Annotated in this window: 18 protein-coding genes; 2 read left to right on the top strand and 16 right to left on the bottom strand. The window is 36.5% G+C overall.

All coding sequences use genetic code 11. The features are described from left to right. On the top strand, positions 1-181 hold a 181-nt coding region (locus IWX83_RS17250; RefSeq protein ID WP_231379963.1), incomplete at its 5' end, for a hypothetical protein. Positions 182-948: 767 nt separating this feature from the next. Here IWX83_RS17250 and IWX83_RS11440 read toward each other — a convergent pair. Genes IWX83_RS11440 through IWX83_RS11365 form a run of 16 tightly spaced genes read right to left on the bottom strand, consistent with a single transcriptional unit; the run spans position 949 to position 15,584 of the window. Then, a complete protein-coding gene (locus IWX83_RS11440; protein ID WP_196829783.1) occupies positions 949-2,094 on the bottom strand; it encodes a DegT/DnrJ/EryC1/StrS aminotransferase family protein in 1,146 nt (381 codons plus the stop codon). Continuing rightward, a complete protein-coding gene (locus IWX83_RS11435; RefSeq protein ID WP_196829781.1) occupies positions 2,081-2,512 on the bottom strand; it encodes a WxcM-like domain-containing protein in 432 nt (143 codons plus the stop codon). The genes IWX83_RS11440 and IWX83_RS11435 overlap by 14 nt, the downstream gene beginning before the upstream one ends. A 2-nt stretch (positions 2,513-2,514) precedes the next feature. Further along, the gene (locus IWX83_RS11430) at positions 2,515-3,468 is read right to left on the bottom strand and encodes a glycosyltransferase family 4 protein (protein ID WP_196829779.1); all 954 of its coding nucleotides are present in this window, start codon (positions 3,466-3,468) and stop codon (positions 2,515-2,517) included. A 2-nt stretch (positions 3,469-3,470) separates the two neighbouring features. Next, positions 3,471-4,391, bottom strand: a complete 921-nt coding sequence (locus IWX83_RS11425) for an NAD-dependent epimerase/dehydratase family protein (protein WP_196829777.1) — start codon at positions 4,389-4,391, stop codon at positions 3,471-3,473. After that, entirely contained in the window at positions 4,388-5,131 is a 744-nt protein-coding gene (locus IWX83_RS11420; RefSeq protein WP_196829775.1) for a glycosyltransferase family 2 protein, read from the bottom strand. Before IWX83_RS11420 ends, IWX83_RS11425 begins: the two co-directional genes overlap by 4 nt. Before the next feature lie 2 nt (positions 5,132-5,133). Then, positions 5,134-5,682: a WcaF family extracellular polysaccharide biosynthesis acetyltransferase gene (locus tag IWX83_RS11415; RefSeq protein ID WP_196829773.1), complete on the bottom strand. Its 549-nt coding sequence runs from the start codon at positions 5,680-5,682 to the stop codon at positions 5,134-5,136. A gap of 16 nt (positions 5,683-5,698) precedes the next feature. Beyond that, positions 5,699-6,826 carry a glycosyltransferase family 4 protein gene (locus IWX83_RS11410; protein WP_196829771.1) on the bottom strand — a complete coding sequence of 376 codons (1,128 nt, stop codon included), beginning with the start codon at positions 6,824-6,826 and terminating at the stop codon, positions 5,699-5,701. A gap of 42 nt (positions 6,827-6,868) precedes the next feature. Further along, positions 6,869-7,975, bottom strand: coding sequence for a glycosyltransferase family 4 protein (locus tag IWX83_RS11405; protein WP_196829769.1), 1,107 nt, complete (start codon positions 7,973-7,975; stop codon positions 6,869-6,871). A gap of 43 nt (positions 7,976-8,018) precedes the next feature. Beyond that, entirely contained in the window at positions 8,019-8,351 is a 333-nt protein-coding gene (locus IWX83_RS11400; protein WP_196829768.1) for a hypothetical protein, read from the bottom strand. Next, positions 8,348-9,391: a hypothetical protein gene (locus IWX83_RS11395; protein WP_196829766.1), complete on the bottom strand. Its 1,044-nt coding sequence runs from the start codon at positions 9,389-9,391 to the stop codon at positions 8,348-8,350. Before IWX83_RS11395 ends, IWX83_RS11400 begins: the two co-directional genes overlap by 4 nt. A gap of 35 nt (positions 9,392-9,426) precedes the next feature. Further along, a complete protein-coding gene (locus IWX83_RS11390) occupies positions 9,427-10,338 on the bottom strand; it encodes an acyltransferase family protein (protein ID WP_196829764.1) in 912 nt (303 codons plus the stop codon). Positions 10,339-10,340: 2 nt separating this feature from the next. Beyond that, entirely contained in the window at positions 10,341-10,730 is a 390-nt protein-coding gene (locus IWX83_RS11385) for a hypothetical protein (protein ID WP_196829762.1), read from the bottom strand. Positions 10,731-10,745: 15 nt separating this feature from the next. After that, positions 10,746-12,014 carry an O-antigen polymerase gene (locus tag IWX83_RS11380; RefSeq protein ID WP_196829760.1) on the bottom strand — a complete coding sequence of 423 codons (1,269 nt, stop codon included), beginning with the start codon at positions 12,012-12,014 and terminating at the stop codon, positions 10,746-10,748. 2 nt (positions 12,015-12,016) lie between these two features. After that, positions 12,017-13,201 (bottom strand): glycosyltransferase, encoded by a 1,185-nt coding sequence (locus IWX83_RS11375; protein ID WP_196829758.1) that lies wholly within the window; start codon positions 13,199-13,201, stop codon positions 12,017-12,019. Next, positions 13,198-14,355 carry a glycosyltransferase gene (locus IWX83_RS11370; protein ID WP_196829756.1) on the bottom strand — a complete coding sequence of 386 codons (1,158 nt, stop codon included), beginning with the start codon at positions 14,353-14,355 and terminating at the stop codon, positions 13,198-13,200. The genes IWX83_RS11375 and IWX83_RS11370 overlap by 4 nt, the downstream gene beginning before the upstream one ends. Before the next feature lie 2 nt (positions 14,356-14,357). Beyond that, positions 14,358-15,584: a glycosyltransferase gene (locus tag IWX83_RS11365; protein WP_196829754.1), complete on the bottom strand. Its 1,227-nt coding sequence runs from the start codon at positions 15,582-15,584 to the stop codon at positions 14,358-14,360. A gap of 354 nt (positions 15,585-15,938) precedes the next feature. Here IWX83_RS11365 and IWX83_RS17410 point away from each other — a divergent pair, with 354 nt between their 5' ends. Continuing rightward, entirely contained in the window at positions 15,939-16,070 is a 132-nt protein-coding gene (locus tag IWX83_RS17410; protein ID WP_255546566.1) for a hypothetical protein, read from the top strand. The last annotated feature ends 128 nt before the right edge of the window (positions 16,071-16,198 follow it).

The raw sequence follows: 16,198 nt of genomic DNA, 5'->3' as shown, positions 1-16,198 counted from the left end.
TTCTGGTGAGCGAGAATGTTTAAAAAACGAGAACGCGTCAGTTCGAGTGGCCCGCTTTTTAGCGGGACGTATCGAGAGCGCGTCAGTTCGAGTGGCCCGCTTTTTAGCGGGGTGTATCGAGAACCGTTGCAAACACAAAGCTTCTCGATACTTTTTTGGCTTATTGCGATTTGTTTTTTAAATCTGAACTCTCTAGCGATAACACTCGAAGAGACGTTAAGGATTAGAATAGTTAAATTTATATCGAGAACGTGTCAGTTCGAATGGACCGCTTTTTAGCGGGGTGTATCGAGAACCGTTGCAAACACAAAACTTCTCGATACTTTTTTGGCTGGTTGCGATTTGTTTTTAAATCTAAACCTTCTAGCCAAAAACACTCGAAGAGACGTTCTGGGGAGCGAGAATGTCTAAAAAACGAGAACGCGTCAGTTCAAATGGCTCGCTTTTTAGCGGGATGTATCGAAAACGCGTCAGTTCGAGTGGACCGCTTTTTAGCGGGATGTATCGAGAACCGTTGCAAACACAAAACTTCTCGATACTTTTTTGGCTGATGGCGATTTGTTTTTAATTCTAAACTTTCTAGCCAAAAACACTCGAAGTGACGTTAAGGATTCGAATAGTTAAATTTATATCGAGAGCTCGTCAGTTCTAGTGGCTCGCTTTTTAGCGGGGTGTATCGAGAACCGTTGCAAACATAAACTTCTCGATACTTTTTTGGCTGGTTGCGATTTGTTTATAAATCTAAACCTTCTAGCCAAAAACACTCGAAGAGACGTTCTGGGAAGCGAGAATGTCTAAAAAACGAGAACGCGTCAGTTCGAGTGGACCGCTTTTTAGCGGGATGTATCGAGAGCTCGTCAGTTCGAGTGGCTCGCTTTTTAGCGGGACGTATCGAGAACCGTACACCGAAACAATTGACGTCTGTACCGTATTTTTAAAAGTATACCCCTACTCTTTCGAGAAGAAAGCCAATACAGCTTCCTTTATTCTTATTCTTTCGTTATCTGTTAAATTAGACCCAGATGGCAGACACAGACCGTTTTCAAACAGAGTTTCCGCTACTTTGCTGCCGTAATACGGATAGTGCTCAAAAATAGGCTGTAAGTGCATTGGTTTCCACAAGGGACGCGATTCAATATTTGCCTGATCCAAAGCCAGTCTCAGTGCTTCTCGGTCGATCCCTTTCGCGGCATTGGGAGCAACTAAAATAGCGGTTAGCCAATAATTAGCAAAGTAGTCCGAGTTAGGAACAGTGAAAACGCTTACCGCCGCTATATCTTTGAATACATCAACATAAAAATCATGCATATCCCTACGCAATTGTACGTGTGCATCCAACACTTCCATTTGGCCTCGACCTATACCTGCACAAATATTACTCATGCGGTAATTGTAGCCTACTTCGCTGTGCTGATAATGAGGTGCTGCATCTCTGGATTGCGTAGCAAAAAAAATGGCTTTTTCTTTGAGCGCAGCCGTTGGTGTTACAATAGCTCCACCGCCAGAGGTCGTAATGATTTTATTGCCATTAAAAGACAAGACTCCAATGTCCCCAAAAGTACCGCATTTTTGACCTTTGAAACTGCTTCCTAAGGCTTCAGCACTGTCTTCCAGAATAGGAATTCCATACCCATCAGCAACCGCTCGTACTGCTTCAATTTGATACGGTACACCATAGAGATGAACCGCTATAATGGCTTTTGGCTTTTTGCCTTTTTCAATTTCATTACGGATTGCTTCCTCTAGCGCTACCGGACATAAATTCCATGTGTCTTCCTCGCTGTCTACAAAAACGGGAGTGGCTCCTTGATACAAAATAGGATTGGCTGAAGCCGAAAAAGTCATGCTTTGACACAATACCGTGTCTCCAGCTTGAACGCCGAGTAAAACTAAGCCCAAATGAATGGCTGCTGTTCCAGAAGTGAGCGCTCCTACATGCGCTTCATTTCCGAGATAATTTCTGAGATTCCTTTCTAATTCGCCAATATTAAAACCGGCTGTCGAAATATAGTTAGTAACAAAAGCTTCTTGAACAAACTTTTGTTCGGTTCCACCCATATGTGGCACAGATAAATATATTCTACTTGACGCCATCTGGATTCCAAGTATTTGAATGAAAACGAACATCATCTTCTTTGACTTTATCCAGAGCGAGAGTTGAAAAGGACATTAATCGTGAGTTAACTTCCAAGGATTGAATAGCATTTGCAAAACCAGCAGGAATACTCAAAACTATATTTGAATTTTCTTGTAGTATGACACTTTCTACTGTTAAATTAGCTGATGGAGACTCCCAATTATCAATTTTCACAAAAGATATCTTAAAAGCTCCCTGAATGCAATAAAAATTTTTCGTGTCAAATTTATGACCTTGCCAGGCTCTTATAGGATGTTCAGGAGCATTAGTTATGATATAAAATCTTTCAATATCTTTAAATTTAAAATCATTTATAAAAGAAACAGAACCTCTTTCATCTTTAAAAACGTCACCTTCAAAAATTTGTATTTTCATTCCTAATATGAAATTTTCTTCAAGAGATAAAACTTAACACAATACAGAAGCGATAAAGGCACTAGTACAATAGCAAATAAAATAAAATCATTTAAAATAGTATGCGTCGTAATAACAATTGTGGATATTACCATTTGCAGAAAAGCATATAAAAAAGAGACTAGTCGATGTTGCATTTTGTAGCCATTGCTTAAAACTTGATACAAATGCCAACGATGCGCTTCAAATATATTCTCTTTCAAATAAATTCTATGTAGAATTGTTGCTACTGTTTCAACTCCATAAACACCTAAAAATAGCAACCAAACCAAAGATTCAGTATCCAATATCAATTTTAAAATAAGATAAATAATCCAAAAAGCTATAGAAATACTACCTACGTCCCCAGCAAAACATTTGGCTCTTTTTCTATAATTAAAAAAAAGGAAAACTATACTGGCTAAAATCGGATAAATAATGAATGTACCATCAATAAATTCAAAAACATAATGGTTAACGTACCAAAGCGAACCCAGTACTACAATCGTGTAAAGCCCTGTCATTCCATTGATACCGTCCATAAAATTATAGGCGTTAATGATGCCAATTGCGGCAATGTAAGTAAGTAGAATCCCCCACCAAGGCAGGATCTCAAAAACATTGAGATTATAAAACAATAAACTAATTGCACTGAAATGTGCCAGTATTCGAATTTTATTGGGCAAACTCTGAATATCATCCCAAAAACTGACCATGCTCACTATTGTAATGCCAGTAAAAAAAAGATAATAAACATCACTATGTTGCGCAAAATAAAATAGTGCCGCAAACCAGAATAGTACGCCTCCTCCCCGAATTGTAATTTCAGTATGCGCACTTCTGTGATTTGGTTTGTCAATGATATTGTATACATCAGCTATTTTAAAATAAACTAATGCCGCGAGAAACAGAATAAATGTAATTAATGTATAGTGCATTATTATTTAAAGGATCGAAATGTTTTTACCAAGCCCTCTTTTGCATTGACAGGAAGTGGCTTATGTAAAGCTTTAACAATTTTTCGATTACTGACCACATAACTTTCGGTTAGTTTTTGCAAGCGTTCTGCATTGAGTGGCAAAGAGAAATAATCTCCAATTTTTGCTGCAACGACAATCAATCTTTTTGAAATGGTCAGTATCTTAGCACGCTTATTTTGTGTAGCAGCAATTAATTCGATTAGTTGATTAGTGGAAAGGGATTCATCATCAGCTACATTATATACACCTGTGGGAATAGATTCCTGACCTAATAAATTCTTTATAATAAAACATAAATTTTCAATACTACAAAAAGAACGTTGATTTACAAAAGCGCCCAAAGGCCAAGGAAAACCTTTGCTTACTAGAGCAAACAACAAATTCAAATTTCCCTTATTTCCTGGTCCATGGATCATACAGGGACGCAAAATATATACTGTTTTAGTAGCAGATAAATTGGATAGAATATACTCTTCCGCCATTAGTTTTGATTTTCCATAGGCAGTAATGGGATTGGGTATTGCTTCTTCTGTCAAAGGCGAAACAACTACATCTGCAGCAGCTTTTACAGAACTGATATAAATGAATTTCTTAGCATCCGACTGTAAAAATTGATCGTACAAGCGCTTTGTCAATTCAAAATTCACCTCATAATATTCGCTGTTATGGGAGGTGTTTTTAAGGTCATGTGCTTTGCCTGCTAAATGGACGACAGCATCGTATGGCAAATTATCTTGCAGAAACATTTCATACGTCAATATACCCTGCTTTTTATTTCGGGAAATACCATGAAGATCAAATTCGTTAGCCAAATACAGACTAAGATTTTGTCCTACAAAACCGGTTATTCCAGTAATATAAATTTTTTTTTTTCTATTCATTTCTTTAAAAATCCTATTATTTTCCATACAAATCGCATCTTAATTTTAAATGGTGAAAAATACAATCCATTCATTGTAAGTGCTTTTTGAATTTCTGTTGTAATGAGTTGATAAGAACTACTACCAGAACTACTCAAGCCACCCACTAACATGGCTGTTGTTGTTATTCCTGAATACTTCCAACTTATATTTGCTTTAAGAAAAAAGCGGGTAATCAATTCATAATCGGCACCAATAATAAATCCAAGCTCATAGAAGCCCAATGTGTTAAATAAAGTTCTTCTAAAAAAAATCGAAGGATGCGGCGGCATAAATCCAATTTTTAATTTCTCAGGCTTCCAATATTTCGAAGAATACGCTCGAACTACTTTGCCATCTTCCTTGTGCTGTATAATATTGCCGACAGAAGCATCTATGGTATTCCTAGTATGAAAAAGTGCAATTTCAGAAAGAACAGCCTTGGAAAAGAAAGTATCATCAGAATTCAAAATCCCTACTATATCTCCTGTTGCCATCTCAATTCCTTTATTCATTGCATCATAGAGACCTTTGTCAGGTTCAGAAATCCAATGCGCAATTTTATCTTGGTGTTTTTGAATAATTCTAACGGTATTGTCTTTAGACATACCATCAACGATAATGTATTCAATATTTTTGTAGGTTTGACCAGCAACGGAAAGTATTGTCTTTTCTAGCGTTGCGGCACTATTGTAACAGACTGTTATTATGGAAATTTTCATTTTTATTCTTCTATTTTTCTCTGTCTTATTTTTACGGCAGGATTACCTTGATAGATTCCTAAAGAATCTAGATTGCTCGTAGCTACGGAACCTACGGCTAAAATAGCATGAGAATGTAACGTAACTCCGGGGCAAACTATAGACTTTGCACCTATCCAAGAGCCCTCCTGTAAATGTATTTCTCCAATAATCAAATCAAAAGTTGTTGTTTTGTAATTATGATTTCCACACAATAACATCGCGCCTTGTGAAATACATACATTACTTTCAATGGTGACTTTAGCCAAATTATCGATCCAAACGTTTTCACCAATCCAAACGTGATTTCCAATATCCAGTAACCATGGATATTTTATAGTAACTCCAGGCTTTATGTGCACTCCAGTTCCCACCTTTGCACCAAATAACCTTAATAATAAAATTTTAAAACCTGACAATGGGTTTAATGGATTAACAAATAATAACACGCTTACAAAGTACCACAAAATTTGCTTCCATTTGGGTCCCGGGTTGTACCAAGAATTATTATACTTAGACAAATCAATTTTCATGTGTTTTGTAATTAAATTATAAAAACAATTTTCTGTTTTCCTCTAAAATTTCGGGATTGTTACAGAATTTTTTTGCGAAAGTAACCGCATTGTTCGACCACTCGTTATAAATACTCTGGTTCATTCCTGAAGCTTTTTCAATAGCATCTACAAATTTCTGTGGATTATCTAATGGTAAATCCCATCCAATTTTTTTTGATTCTAATGATTTCCACGGAGTCTTATCCGAAATAATTACCGGACAACCCGCGGACAAAGCTTCCAATATTGCATGACCAAAATTCTCTCCTTCTGAAGGCAATATAAAAAAATGATAATTTTGTAATACATCATTCATTGTACTTCCATCAACACTCCCTTTGTAGTTAACTGTAATGTTTTCTGGTAACTTCGTAATTACTGACTGACATTCTTTCCAGTATTCCTTATTATATATAGGTCCATATAAATCTAAAACAATTTTAGTATTTTGAATTTTACTTAAGAATTCGAAAATATATTTAGTACCCTTCTCTGGTGAAATTCGAGCAACTGATATTAAACAAAGAATTTCATTCTTTTTGATTTTTTTTTTAAAATTCTCATGTTTTAGCTTTCTAGGTAATTGATTTGCTATTTTAATTTCTTGAAAGACTTTGATTCGCTCCTTAACCGCCTGGGCTTCCTCTTCATTAGCGACGTGAAATACGGTTTTATTATAAAGGTTTAAAAAATTAATTATTTTTAAAAAAATTATTTTCTTATTATTTTTAATACTAAATGCTTGTTTAGAGAGCATTCCATGAGGATTGACGATAACCTGAGTATTTCTAATAATCAAAAGTGGTAATACAGAAAAATAAAATGAAAAAATTCCATTAACATAAACGTAGTCGTAACTTTCAATTGATATTATTTTTTTAATTCTCTTGAAATTTAATTTTGGTCTTGAAATATAATAAACATTTGATTTAGAAATCGAATTCCATTCATCACTAACTACAGAAGCATAAGATTCTTTATCACAATAGTCCGTATCACGCGTAATTATATTGAACTCAAAATCATCTTCCAAATAATCAACAAAATTACTAAAAGCCGTAATTGTGCCCCCAGCCTTATAACCCGGTTTATACCAATCAATAAATGCTAATACTTTCTTCATACAATATAAAAATTCAAAAATCTTTACGATAAACTTTTCTACTTACTTCTTTAGCCATGGTGCAATAGGCCTTGTGACTTCATTACCTAAAGTAAAGCGAATTACCGATTCAAAGTAAGATGCCGCTACTTCACCAGAGATATGATTAGCACTCCATTTGGCTATCTCAATTCTTTTCTCTTTAGTCAAAGGCTCCTTTTTTAACCATTTAGCAAGAACCTGATCAAAATCATTTTTTCCAGAAAAAGAAAAAACTTCTCCACGATGACAACCATCTAATAAAATACTTGCTCCACAATTCTCACTTGCAATCACTTGCATCCCTGCTTGTAATGCTTCGTTGATTACCGCACCCCAACCGTCAAATAAACTTGGTAAAATTAAAATGTCACATTTTTCCATAAGTATTTTAACTTCAGAATTTTGTAGCCCTCCCCTAAAAATAATATTTTCAAATCCCTCAAGTAAATCTTGCAATTCAGATTCTAATTCTCCCGTACCAACAATAATAAATTCATTGAATTTGGATCTATATTTTTTTGTTTTTAAAACAGTATCGATAATGTTTTTACGTTTATCTATACTTCCAACAAATAACAAATTAGGTGTTTTCGATGTGGAAAGTTTTCCAGTGTCATATGTAGTGTCTCTTAATTGGGTAAAATAACCCCAGTCAAAAATTTTTTGAGTTGGGAAACCTATTTTTTCATAAGATTTTCTACCCATCATACCGGTTGGGAATAGTATTTTAATGTTTTTTTTATATTTTAGAATCAGTAAGCTATATTTTAAACTTCTTACACTGCCTTTAAAACCATCATTATTAAAGGGTTCTAATAAAATACCTAAATTAGGCATACTTAATTTAACTGATTTTTTTAAAGCCAAGGTCGCCAATGGATAAACCTCTAATCCTGAAAAGAAATGAAAAGCATTAAAATTTTGCTTAAGGATTTCATCGACATAACTTTTATTTGGATTGACAATTATCGCAACATTTTTCATTTGTGGTACATTCCATCCATGAGATTTTCTTTTAAATTCTATTTCTTCGTCAACAATAAGAATAACTTGATTAGTAACCGCTAAAGATTCAAGAAACGAAAATTGATGAATACTTACTATATTTTGCCAAAAGATGAATTTCATAATACTATTATTTTTTTTGTATCCTTATAAACTTGCATCACACTTAAAGCCAGCCACGTTTAAGTATACGCTCACTCATGTCAAAGGAGAATAACCCATTCCTCATTCGTGCTTTCTCAAATGGTAATGCTTCATGACCACTGAAAACACAAACCTCCGTATTTAATGCCAGCGACATTCCTTTTTGGTAAGCTTTTTTCGATTTCCAGGAATGTATTAGATATGGTCGTGTGGAATAATCTTCTGTTACACCTTGGTTATCTAAACACTTTGCAGTCTCCACAAAAGCATAATAATCTCCCAAAAGCCTATAGAGCTCATCAGCTACATATACTTGATGATGGTTGAGAACTAAGGAATAAAATACGAGTTTCATTTGCAATAATTCTCAATATCTGTCATGGTCTTATTCCAAACTTCTGTACTGAACATTTTGGTAACAAGGCCACCTTGGTTTGCATATTGCATCAAAACTTCATTCGGCTTGCTGCATATTTCCGATACTTGCCTTTTGAATGCGTCACAATTTGAATCCATTTTGATGTACTTTAATTCATCCAGTTGTTTATATGCAATTGTTGAAATCACAATTCTGTTATGAAGTAGCGATTCGATAATCTTTGAAGGGAAGTTACACTGATTCTCAGGATAGCTTTCGTCGCGCGTACTCAATTGGTATGTCACTCTATGCACAATATCCAAATAATCATTAAACGACACAGAGCCATGATATTTGATATTAGAATGCCTTGCCGCATACTCCTTAATCATATCTTCCCCCTCAAGTACATTACCCGTAATATGTAAAATACAATCAGGCATCCGAGAGAAAGCCTCCAGCACCATAGGTGTTGAAGCAATTGCAGGCGAGATAACGCCAGAAAGCAAAAATTCTTTATTGATATTGTCAATTTTGGGATATTCATCACACGCAGCAGGTACAACCCCTGGGAGCAAAGTCATATTTTTAATTTTAAACAAAGAAGAATCGGCTAAACAGATTATTCCATCTGCACTATTTATCAGCTTCAAATACCAATAATTCTGATCCCTCCAACTCCTTGCAGGAGTAAAGTCAAGCATTATGATATTCAATTTTACCGATGATTTGAACGTCTTAACCAAAATAAACAAGAGCGCATTGATAATATTTAGATTGTAAAACCATAAAGAATCACCTCTCTGTATTTGCTTGAAAACCTTCCACTGCTCATGAAAGATTGCTAATTTTGCAAAAACACGTCCCTTCTTTCTCCAATCCGAATAAACAACGTTATAACCATTATCTTTTATCTGTGGCAATTCATTTCTTACCGTAAGAGGCATCAAAGAATACACTCTATCAAAATCGCATCCTTGCATTAAATTGCGAGAGAAATTTGCGGCAGCAAACGACAATTTGTACTTTGCTACCAAATCATCTGGTAGCAAAAATGTTTGAAAAATACGCATTATAATATGTTTGCTTTAGCGAGTTTATTTACTCCATCTTTAATGTATTTCAACGCAACAAGAGTCAGTAACAGAAGGGAATATTTTAGAAATACATTTAATGAGAAATACTCATTGAGTAGCATAATTATTATCTGAGAGAAGGCAACAATTAAGTAAGTTTCATTTCCAACTTTCTGAAGCATAATAGATACATATTTAAGATGTTTGTTAATCCACGATGATACCATAAAAATCATCAAAGTACCAGCTATTGCTCCTATTGCCAAAGGCAGAAAGGGTAATATTAAATTGAAGCATAAATCCAGTCTCCAAAAATGTGAAATACCTGCAGTAACAAAGAACAAAATCAAGATATGCCAAAGTTTTGAATCTTCTATCCAAGTACTACATCGTTTCAATTCAGAACCAACTACAATAAGTGCAGTTGCAAATGGAACAGAAGATACCGACCATGGTAACTGAATTTTATAGAAGCTTAAAATACCACTAATTGTGGCAAACATAAAGGCACACCCAAGTATAAGATATCTGTTTTTTATACTATAAATTAGTTTAGCAAAAAGAGAAGACACAAATAGAACAGGTATGAACCATAGGGCATAAGCTTCCCATCCATTGAGAATCCAATGATTGAAATCGCCCCATCCTTGAAGTATATGTATCAATAATACAACTAATGAATAAACAAGAAAAGGGACTATTAATGTTTCAATCTTTCTTTTGGTAAAACCTATAAAATCTGTCTTTTGCCAATTTGTTGTCCATCCTGATGCAATGAAGAACAATGGCATATGAAAGGCCCAGATGAAGTTAGACAAAACGGAAGGTATTGAAGTATGGCCTAATACCATTAATAGAATTGTAATTCCTTTAGCAATGTCAAGCAATTGTAATCGATTAGTTCCCATACTTAAGTTTTAATTTTTTCTAATCTACCAAATATAGGCTTATAAAAAAATGCAGGTAGAATTATCAATTCATAAATAGGGATGTTGCCATCTATTGGATTTGACATAACTGACTCATAACATATTTTTAAAAGAGTTGCGAATATAAGGAATCGTATAATTGCCAGTTTACTCAACAGCACTCCCTTCTTTCTCCAATCAGAATACACCACCTCATAGCCATCTTCAGCCCGCAAACCCCTATCTCCTGTCACATTGACCGGGATGAGAGAGAACGTCCTGTCAAAACCACCGCCGCTAATCAAGTTTCTGGAGAAGCTGGCAGCAGCAAACGAAAGTTTATATTTAGCCACCAAGTCGTCTGGTAGCAAGAATGTTTGAAATATGCGCATGAAGGAAAATATTAATTAAATTCTACGTTCGTACTTACCAATAAGTGGATCATAGAAAACATACAGTATTACAAGCAATCCAAATACCGGAATATTACCGCCAATTGAATTACCAAGAATACTTTCGTAAGCCATCTTCAGCAAAACGGAGAAGACAATAAATCGGAAAAGCGTCAACCTATTAAGACATTTCAATGCTCCTATCTCCATGAATAGAGCTAAGAAGAACCACACAATGATGCTACCCCAGTAACCAAAGTCCATATAAAGGAACGTGATAAAGGAATAAACAATCGAGCTCATCTTTGTCGTCTGCATCTGCTCAAAAAATTGTTTCATCTGGGGAGAATGACTACCCAGGGTAAACATTCCATACCCATGTTCGAATGTCCCCTCAGGATAGTATCTCATCACGTAATCTGTTGCCAGAGTACCCTCACTAATGTAAGCAAACTTCTCAAAGAAGCGCTCATCATCTGCAGATCTGCTGCTACCAGCTCTGGCCATGCCAATGACCGCAATTATAACTAAAAAGACTGCAAAAATATTGACAATAATTCTCTTCTCCGAATTCTCTAACCAACGTCTTTTTTGCTGTTTTATAGCCATGCCTCGTCCAACCAAGAAACTACCAAAAAAGAATATGATAAAGAAAAGGACAAACAATCTGCCACCCGTTGCCATCTGTGTTGGTGCATAGAGAATAAACAACGTTAAGCTATGCTTAAATTTAAGTTCGCCAAAACCTGTCTTCAAGCCATCAACAGCCACATAGAAGTTGGCAAGCATCTGTATATACGATGTTATTTTGAATACATACAAAATAAGACCACCACCAGATCCCATCATGACATTATTGGCAGCCATACGATAGTCCATCACATTGTCAAGACTGAAGCCAACAAGAGCCACCATGACCACAATGCGCAGAATACCACCTATGAAGTTCAACCACATGATAAACTTATACTTCCGTAGGATTGTGTTCAGAGATCCTACCGAAAATACCAGATTTATACCCTTACTATGTGCTCTCTTATGTGCAATAGTAAAGGCTAAAAGCGATACAATTGTGAACGGCACTATATAGCTGTCCATATATTCATACGAATATTCCTCACGTAAATACAAATTCGATCCAAAACCCATCAAAATAGCAGCCGTGAAGATGCAGTTTATTCCCCACATTATACTAAAAACAACTGAAGGGTATAAGATTCGGCTTCGGAACCTACTCCATGCATAATACAATAATGCAAGGCCGCATAGTAAAAAACTTATCATAATTAATCTACATTGTTAAGCATTTCAGCCCACTTATCCATAACTTTCTCTGTTGAAAATCTTTTGCAGCTCTCCAATCCATTTAAGGCAATCTTTTCCCGTTCGAGCGGGTTTTCAATTAGGAACTGCATGCGATCAGCATAAGTTTTTATGTCGTTGGGTTTTACGATATAACCATCATAACCATCCGTTATAATGTCATGAAGCGCTGGATAGGTATCTAATGCAATAGGAACTACACCTGACTGCATGCTTTCTGTTAGCGTCAACCCCCAACCTTCGCTAGCACTGGTCATCATAAAGATGCTGGCTTTTTTATAATACGGTTTAGGATCGCCCCACCCTTTCCAAACAACATTACACAGGTTCATGTCAGCAGACATCTGCATAAGGTAATCTTTGTGGAGCCCATCACCAATTATCGTGAGAGTCCAGTCATCAATACATCCTCGATCCTGTAATTTCTTCCATACCTTCAATACGATGTCTATTCTCTTCTCTGGATTATATAGGCGAGAAACGACCAAAACTTCCTTCTTCTTTTGCTGAAGAATCGCAGGTTCTTCTACTTTTTCCCATGAAAGAGGGTTAGGAATTGATACAAACCGGACATTTTGCTCAGTGCCCAAAATACTCTTGGCAATTGGTATCTCTCTTGCAGAAAGCAAAAGTGTCACATTGCTGTTAGTTAATGTGTATCTGAAATTCTTAGCCAAAATCTTCCATACACGTTTCTTCCAAAGGGGGAAAAATATAAATCTAAATAATATCGACAGCTTTGCTCTTAAGGACGAATTCTGCGTAAACTCAAATTTCAAGAAGTTGTAATTAAGTTTACTATAGATAAGTAGGAAACTGGAGTGATATTCACTTACGAACTTCACTCCAGAAATATTCATTTTCTTGACAAGAGTAGTTAACGAGGAAGAGAAAGCAGCATCCTGACCAAGAATAATATCACACTTATGTTCAATGAGATAGTCCTTTAAGTTTTCTACGCTTATCAGATCCTCAAGACTTTGATCTGAATTATATAACCGAAAGGACTTATAGTCATCCAATGTATATAGATAATGAACATCAAAGCCACGAGCAGGCAGATGCTTCAGCAACAGAAGAATCACTCGATGAACACCTCCACGTTGCTCGTTGAGCCGCTCTGTCCAAAATATAAATATTGTTTTCATAAATAAACGTAAATTTCATCTAATACCACTTGCCACAAATCACCGACAGACGAAGGATTAAAACGTGTTGCTGACTTCAAACCGTTCTTCGCCATTTGTTCGCGATGTTTAGGCTCGTTAATTAATTTCTCCAGATATTCAATATATTCTTGGGAATCCTTTGGCAAGTAGCCATTTTCTCCATGGTTAATTATATCCTTAAAAACCGTGGATGTATTAAGAACAACAGGTACAACTCCGTTTTGGAGGCTTTCTGTAATGGTTAGACCCCATCCTTCACGTGGTGATGCCATAAGGAGTATCTTTGCCTTGCGATACCAGTTGAGCGGAGTTTGTGAACCTTCGAAAACTATATCATTGACTCCCTCTGCGCATTTATGGAGCATATCCCTATCCTGTCCATCGCCAAGAATATGCAGCGCGTAGCCCATGTGATCCTTTACTTTACCCCAGGCATCTATCATAAATGAGATATTCTTCTGAGCATCATCAAGGCGTGCCACGACTAGAACGATATTGTCTTTCTTTTCGAGAATCTCTTCTGTAGCAATCTCAGGGAAAGTGAGCATATTTGGGATAAATACGACTTTGCTGGTATCGCTCAGGTTGGCGAGCTTTGAAAAGATCGGAAGAAATGACTTGGACATTAGGACATATCTGTCTGAAGTATCATACAGATATCTCAGGCCAGATTTATACTGCTTATCAGACTTATAATAAAAGTATGGCAACGAGAGGACATAAACCAGTCGCTTGATTTTTCCCATAATACTTCTCTGACTCCAATCGGCGAAGTATGTTTTGAGTTTCTTGCTAGGCTCCGGAGTAGGATCCAAGTGCATAAAGCTGATAATCTTGCCACCTTCCTCTTTCCATCGCTGACCGCCATACGTAAGAAATTGGCAGAGAAAACGAGAATGGAATGCTATCTGGTTAACGACAACATCAATATTATTACTCTTTAGATAGTTGTAGATTGAGTCTATCTTCATGCCATTAATATATTGTTCTTCAGGCTTCTGCTGGTCGAAATGAAGAATACCATAACAGTTGTGTCCTCTGCGCGACAACTCGTTCATCACGAGACTTGTCGCCCTCTCTGTACCACCCGCTTCCGGTCGTAATGGAGCATCATATATAAATAGTATGTTCATTCTTATTGATCGAGGGTAAGCGCTTTCGTTATAACTTCTATGTGACGGCTAATGATACTATTGTCGCTGAACATTTCATCGCAGGTACCATCTATTTTCATTGGGTCTTCGATAAACGATAGAATCGCCTTGACAATCTGCATACTATTCTTGGGCTCTACCAGATAACCAGAAACTTTATCTTTAACAATCTCAGGTACTGCAGTCACATTGGTGCTGATAACAGGTGTACCGCATTTAATATTCTCCAAAAGTGTCAATCCAAAACTCTCAGAGAGTGTCGGAGAAACGAAGAGATCTGCAGCAGCATTGGCTATAGCAACCCTTTCCTGGTCTAAACGACCAAGAAACTTGATAGGATGGTTAAGTTTGCTGGCAAGTTCATCGTCATAATCACTTCCATAAACACATAACAGTATCCTGCCTTTAGCAATAGAGTTCAGAGCCTCTTGGAGATAAACGAAACCCTTGACCCAATTTGAATTATCAGCAGTACCGAATGATATGACAATTTTGTCCTGCGGAATGCCGAGCTGCTCTCGGGCAGTCATCTTATCTAAAGGTTTGAAGATACTATCGGGCACGACATTGGGGATAAAGTCGCACCGACCTTTGTCGATAACAGAAGACTCGTCTGCACAGCGCCTTAACCAATCAGAAGGAGAAATCAAGCGGACATTTGGATATTTGGCATAAAACTGACGTTTCCACTCCGCCTGTTTTTTTGTCAAGCAGGAGAAGTGCTTGTGCATAGGGCATTTCGTACAGCCCACCTTGTAACCACTACAATCGAATGCATAATGACATCCTCCTGTAATCCACCACATGTCATGAGTGAAACAGAATACTGGTTTCCCCAGTTTTGCCAACTCTTCGAAGTCGGACTTACTGAAAAATCCACCAAGCACCCAGTGAAGATAAATGACATCAGCCTCCTGCACTAAGGAATGATTGGCAATGCCAGAAGCCATAGGAGCCATTTCGCTGAATACATAAGCTTCAGGTTTTAAATCCCTTTGAGTAATATCATACATCAAATGGTTTGTATATCGTCTTACAGCTTTATATCCAAGGGAGTGAAATTCTGTCTCAGGCTTATAGTTATTATAGAGGTGTATCACATTTGATGAGATGCCATTATCAAGCATCAGATGATGTAATCTATGGCAAGCAATAGCTGCACCCCCTATTCCGCTGGTGTTTATATGTACAACTTTTATTTTATTCATCTGTAGTATAATGCGGTGTTAAGAGAAATATTGATAATGGATTTCAGATATTTGTCTGCCATGAGCAAAAACTCTTTTAACAGCCAATAGTGAAATGCACTCTGATTGACCACCACATCCACATGATTCTCTGAGAGGAAATCTGAGAGCGATGTAATTCATTTAGAATTGAGGAAAAACTCGTCAGTGCTACCCTGATTGAAATGAAGAAGCCCTATACAGGTATGCCCCCTGCGCTCCATCTCGTCCATCACGAGTTTGGTAGCGCGTTCTGTTCCTCCTGCCTCTGGATTTAGAGGAGAATCGTACATAAACAGTATGGTCATTATTAATTATTTGTTTTTCCCTAAAAGAATGAATCGTAATGCCTTATTCTTGTTTACTATATTCGAAAGAGCTAAAGTAGATAGGACGATGAATACCGTTATAGATATAGATATCCATAATTGGAAAATAAACGGAAGTTTGGCTATTTCTTCCAAATAAGCTGTATTGTATGCAGAACACCCTATTATAATGAAAAAATGGAACACATATATTTCCAAAGATTGTTCCCCACAAATAGTGAAATATCTGCAATATTGATTCAAATGTTTTGAGAAGTACACGAACAT

Source organism: Flavobacterium sp. CG_9.1 (genome assembly GCF_015751645.1).
GTDB lineage: Bacteria > Bacteroidota > Bacteroidia > Flavobacteriales > Flavobacteriaceae > Flavobacterium > Flavobacterium xanthum.
This window is presented reverse-complemented; position numbering and strand designations above follow the sequence as displayed.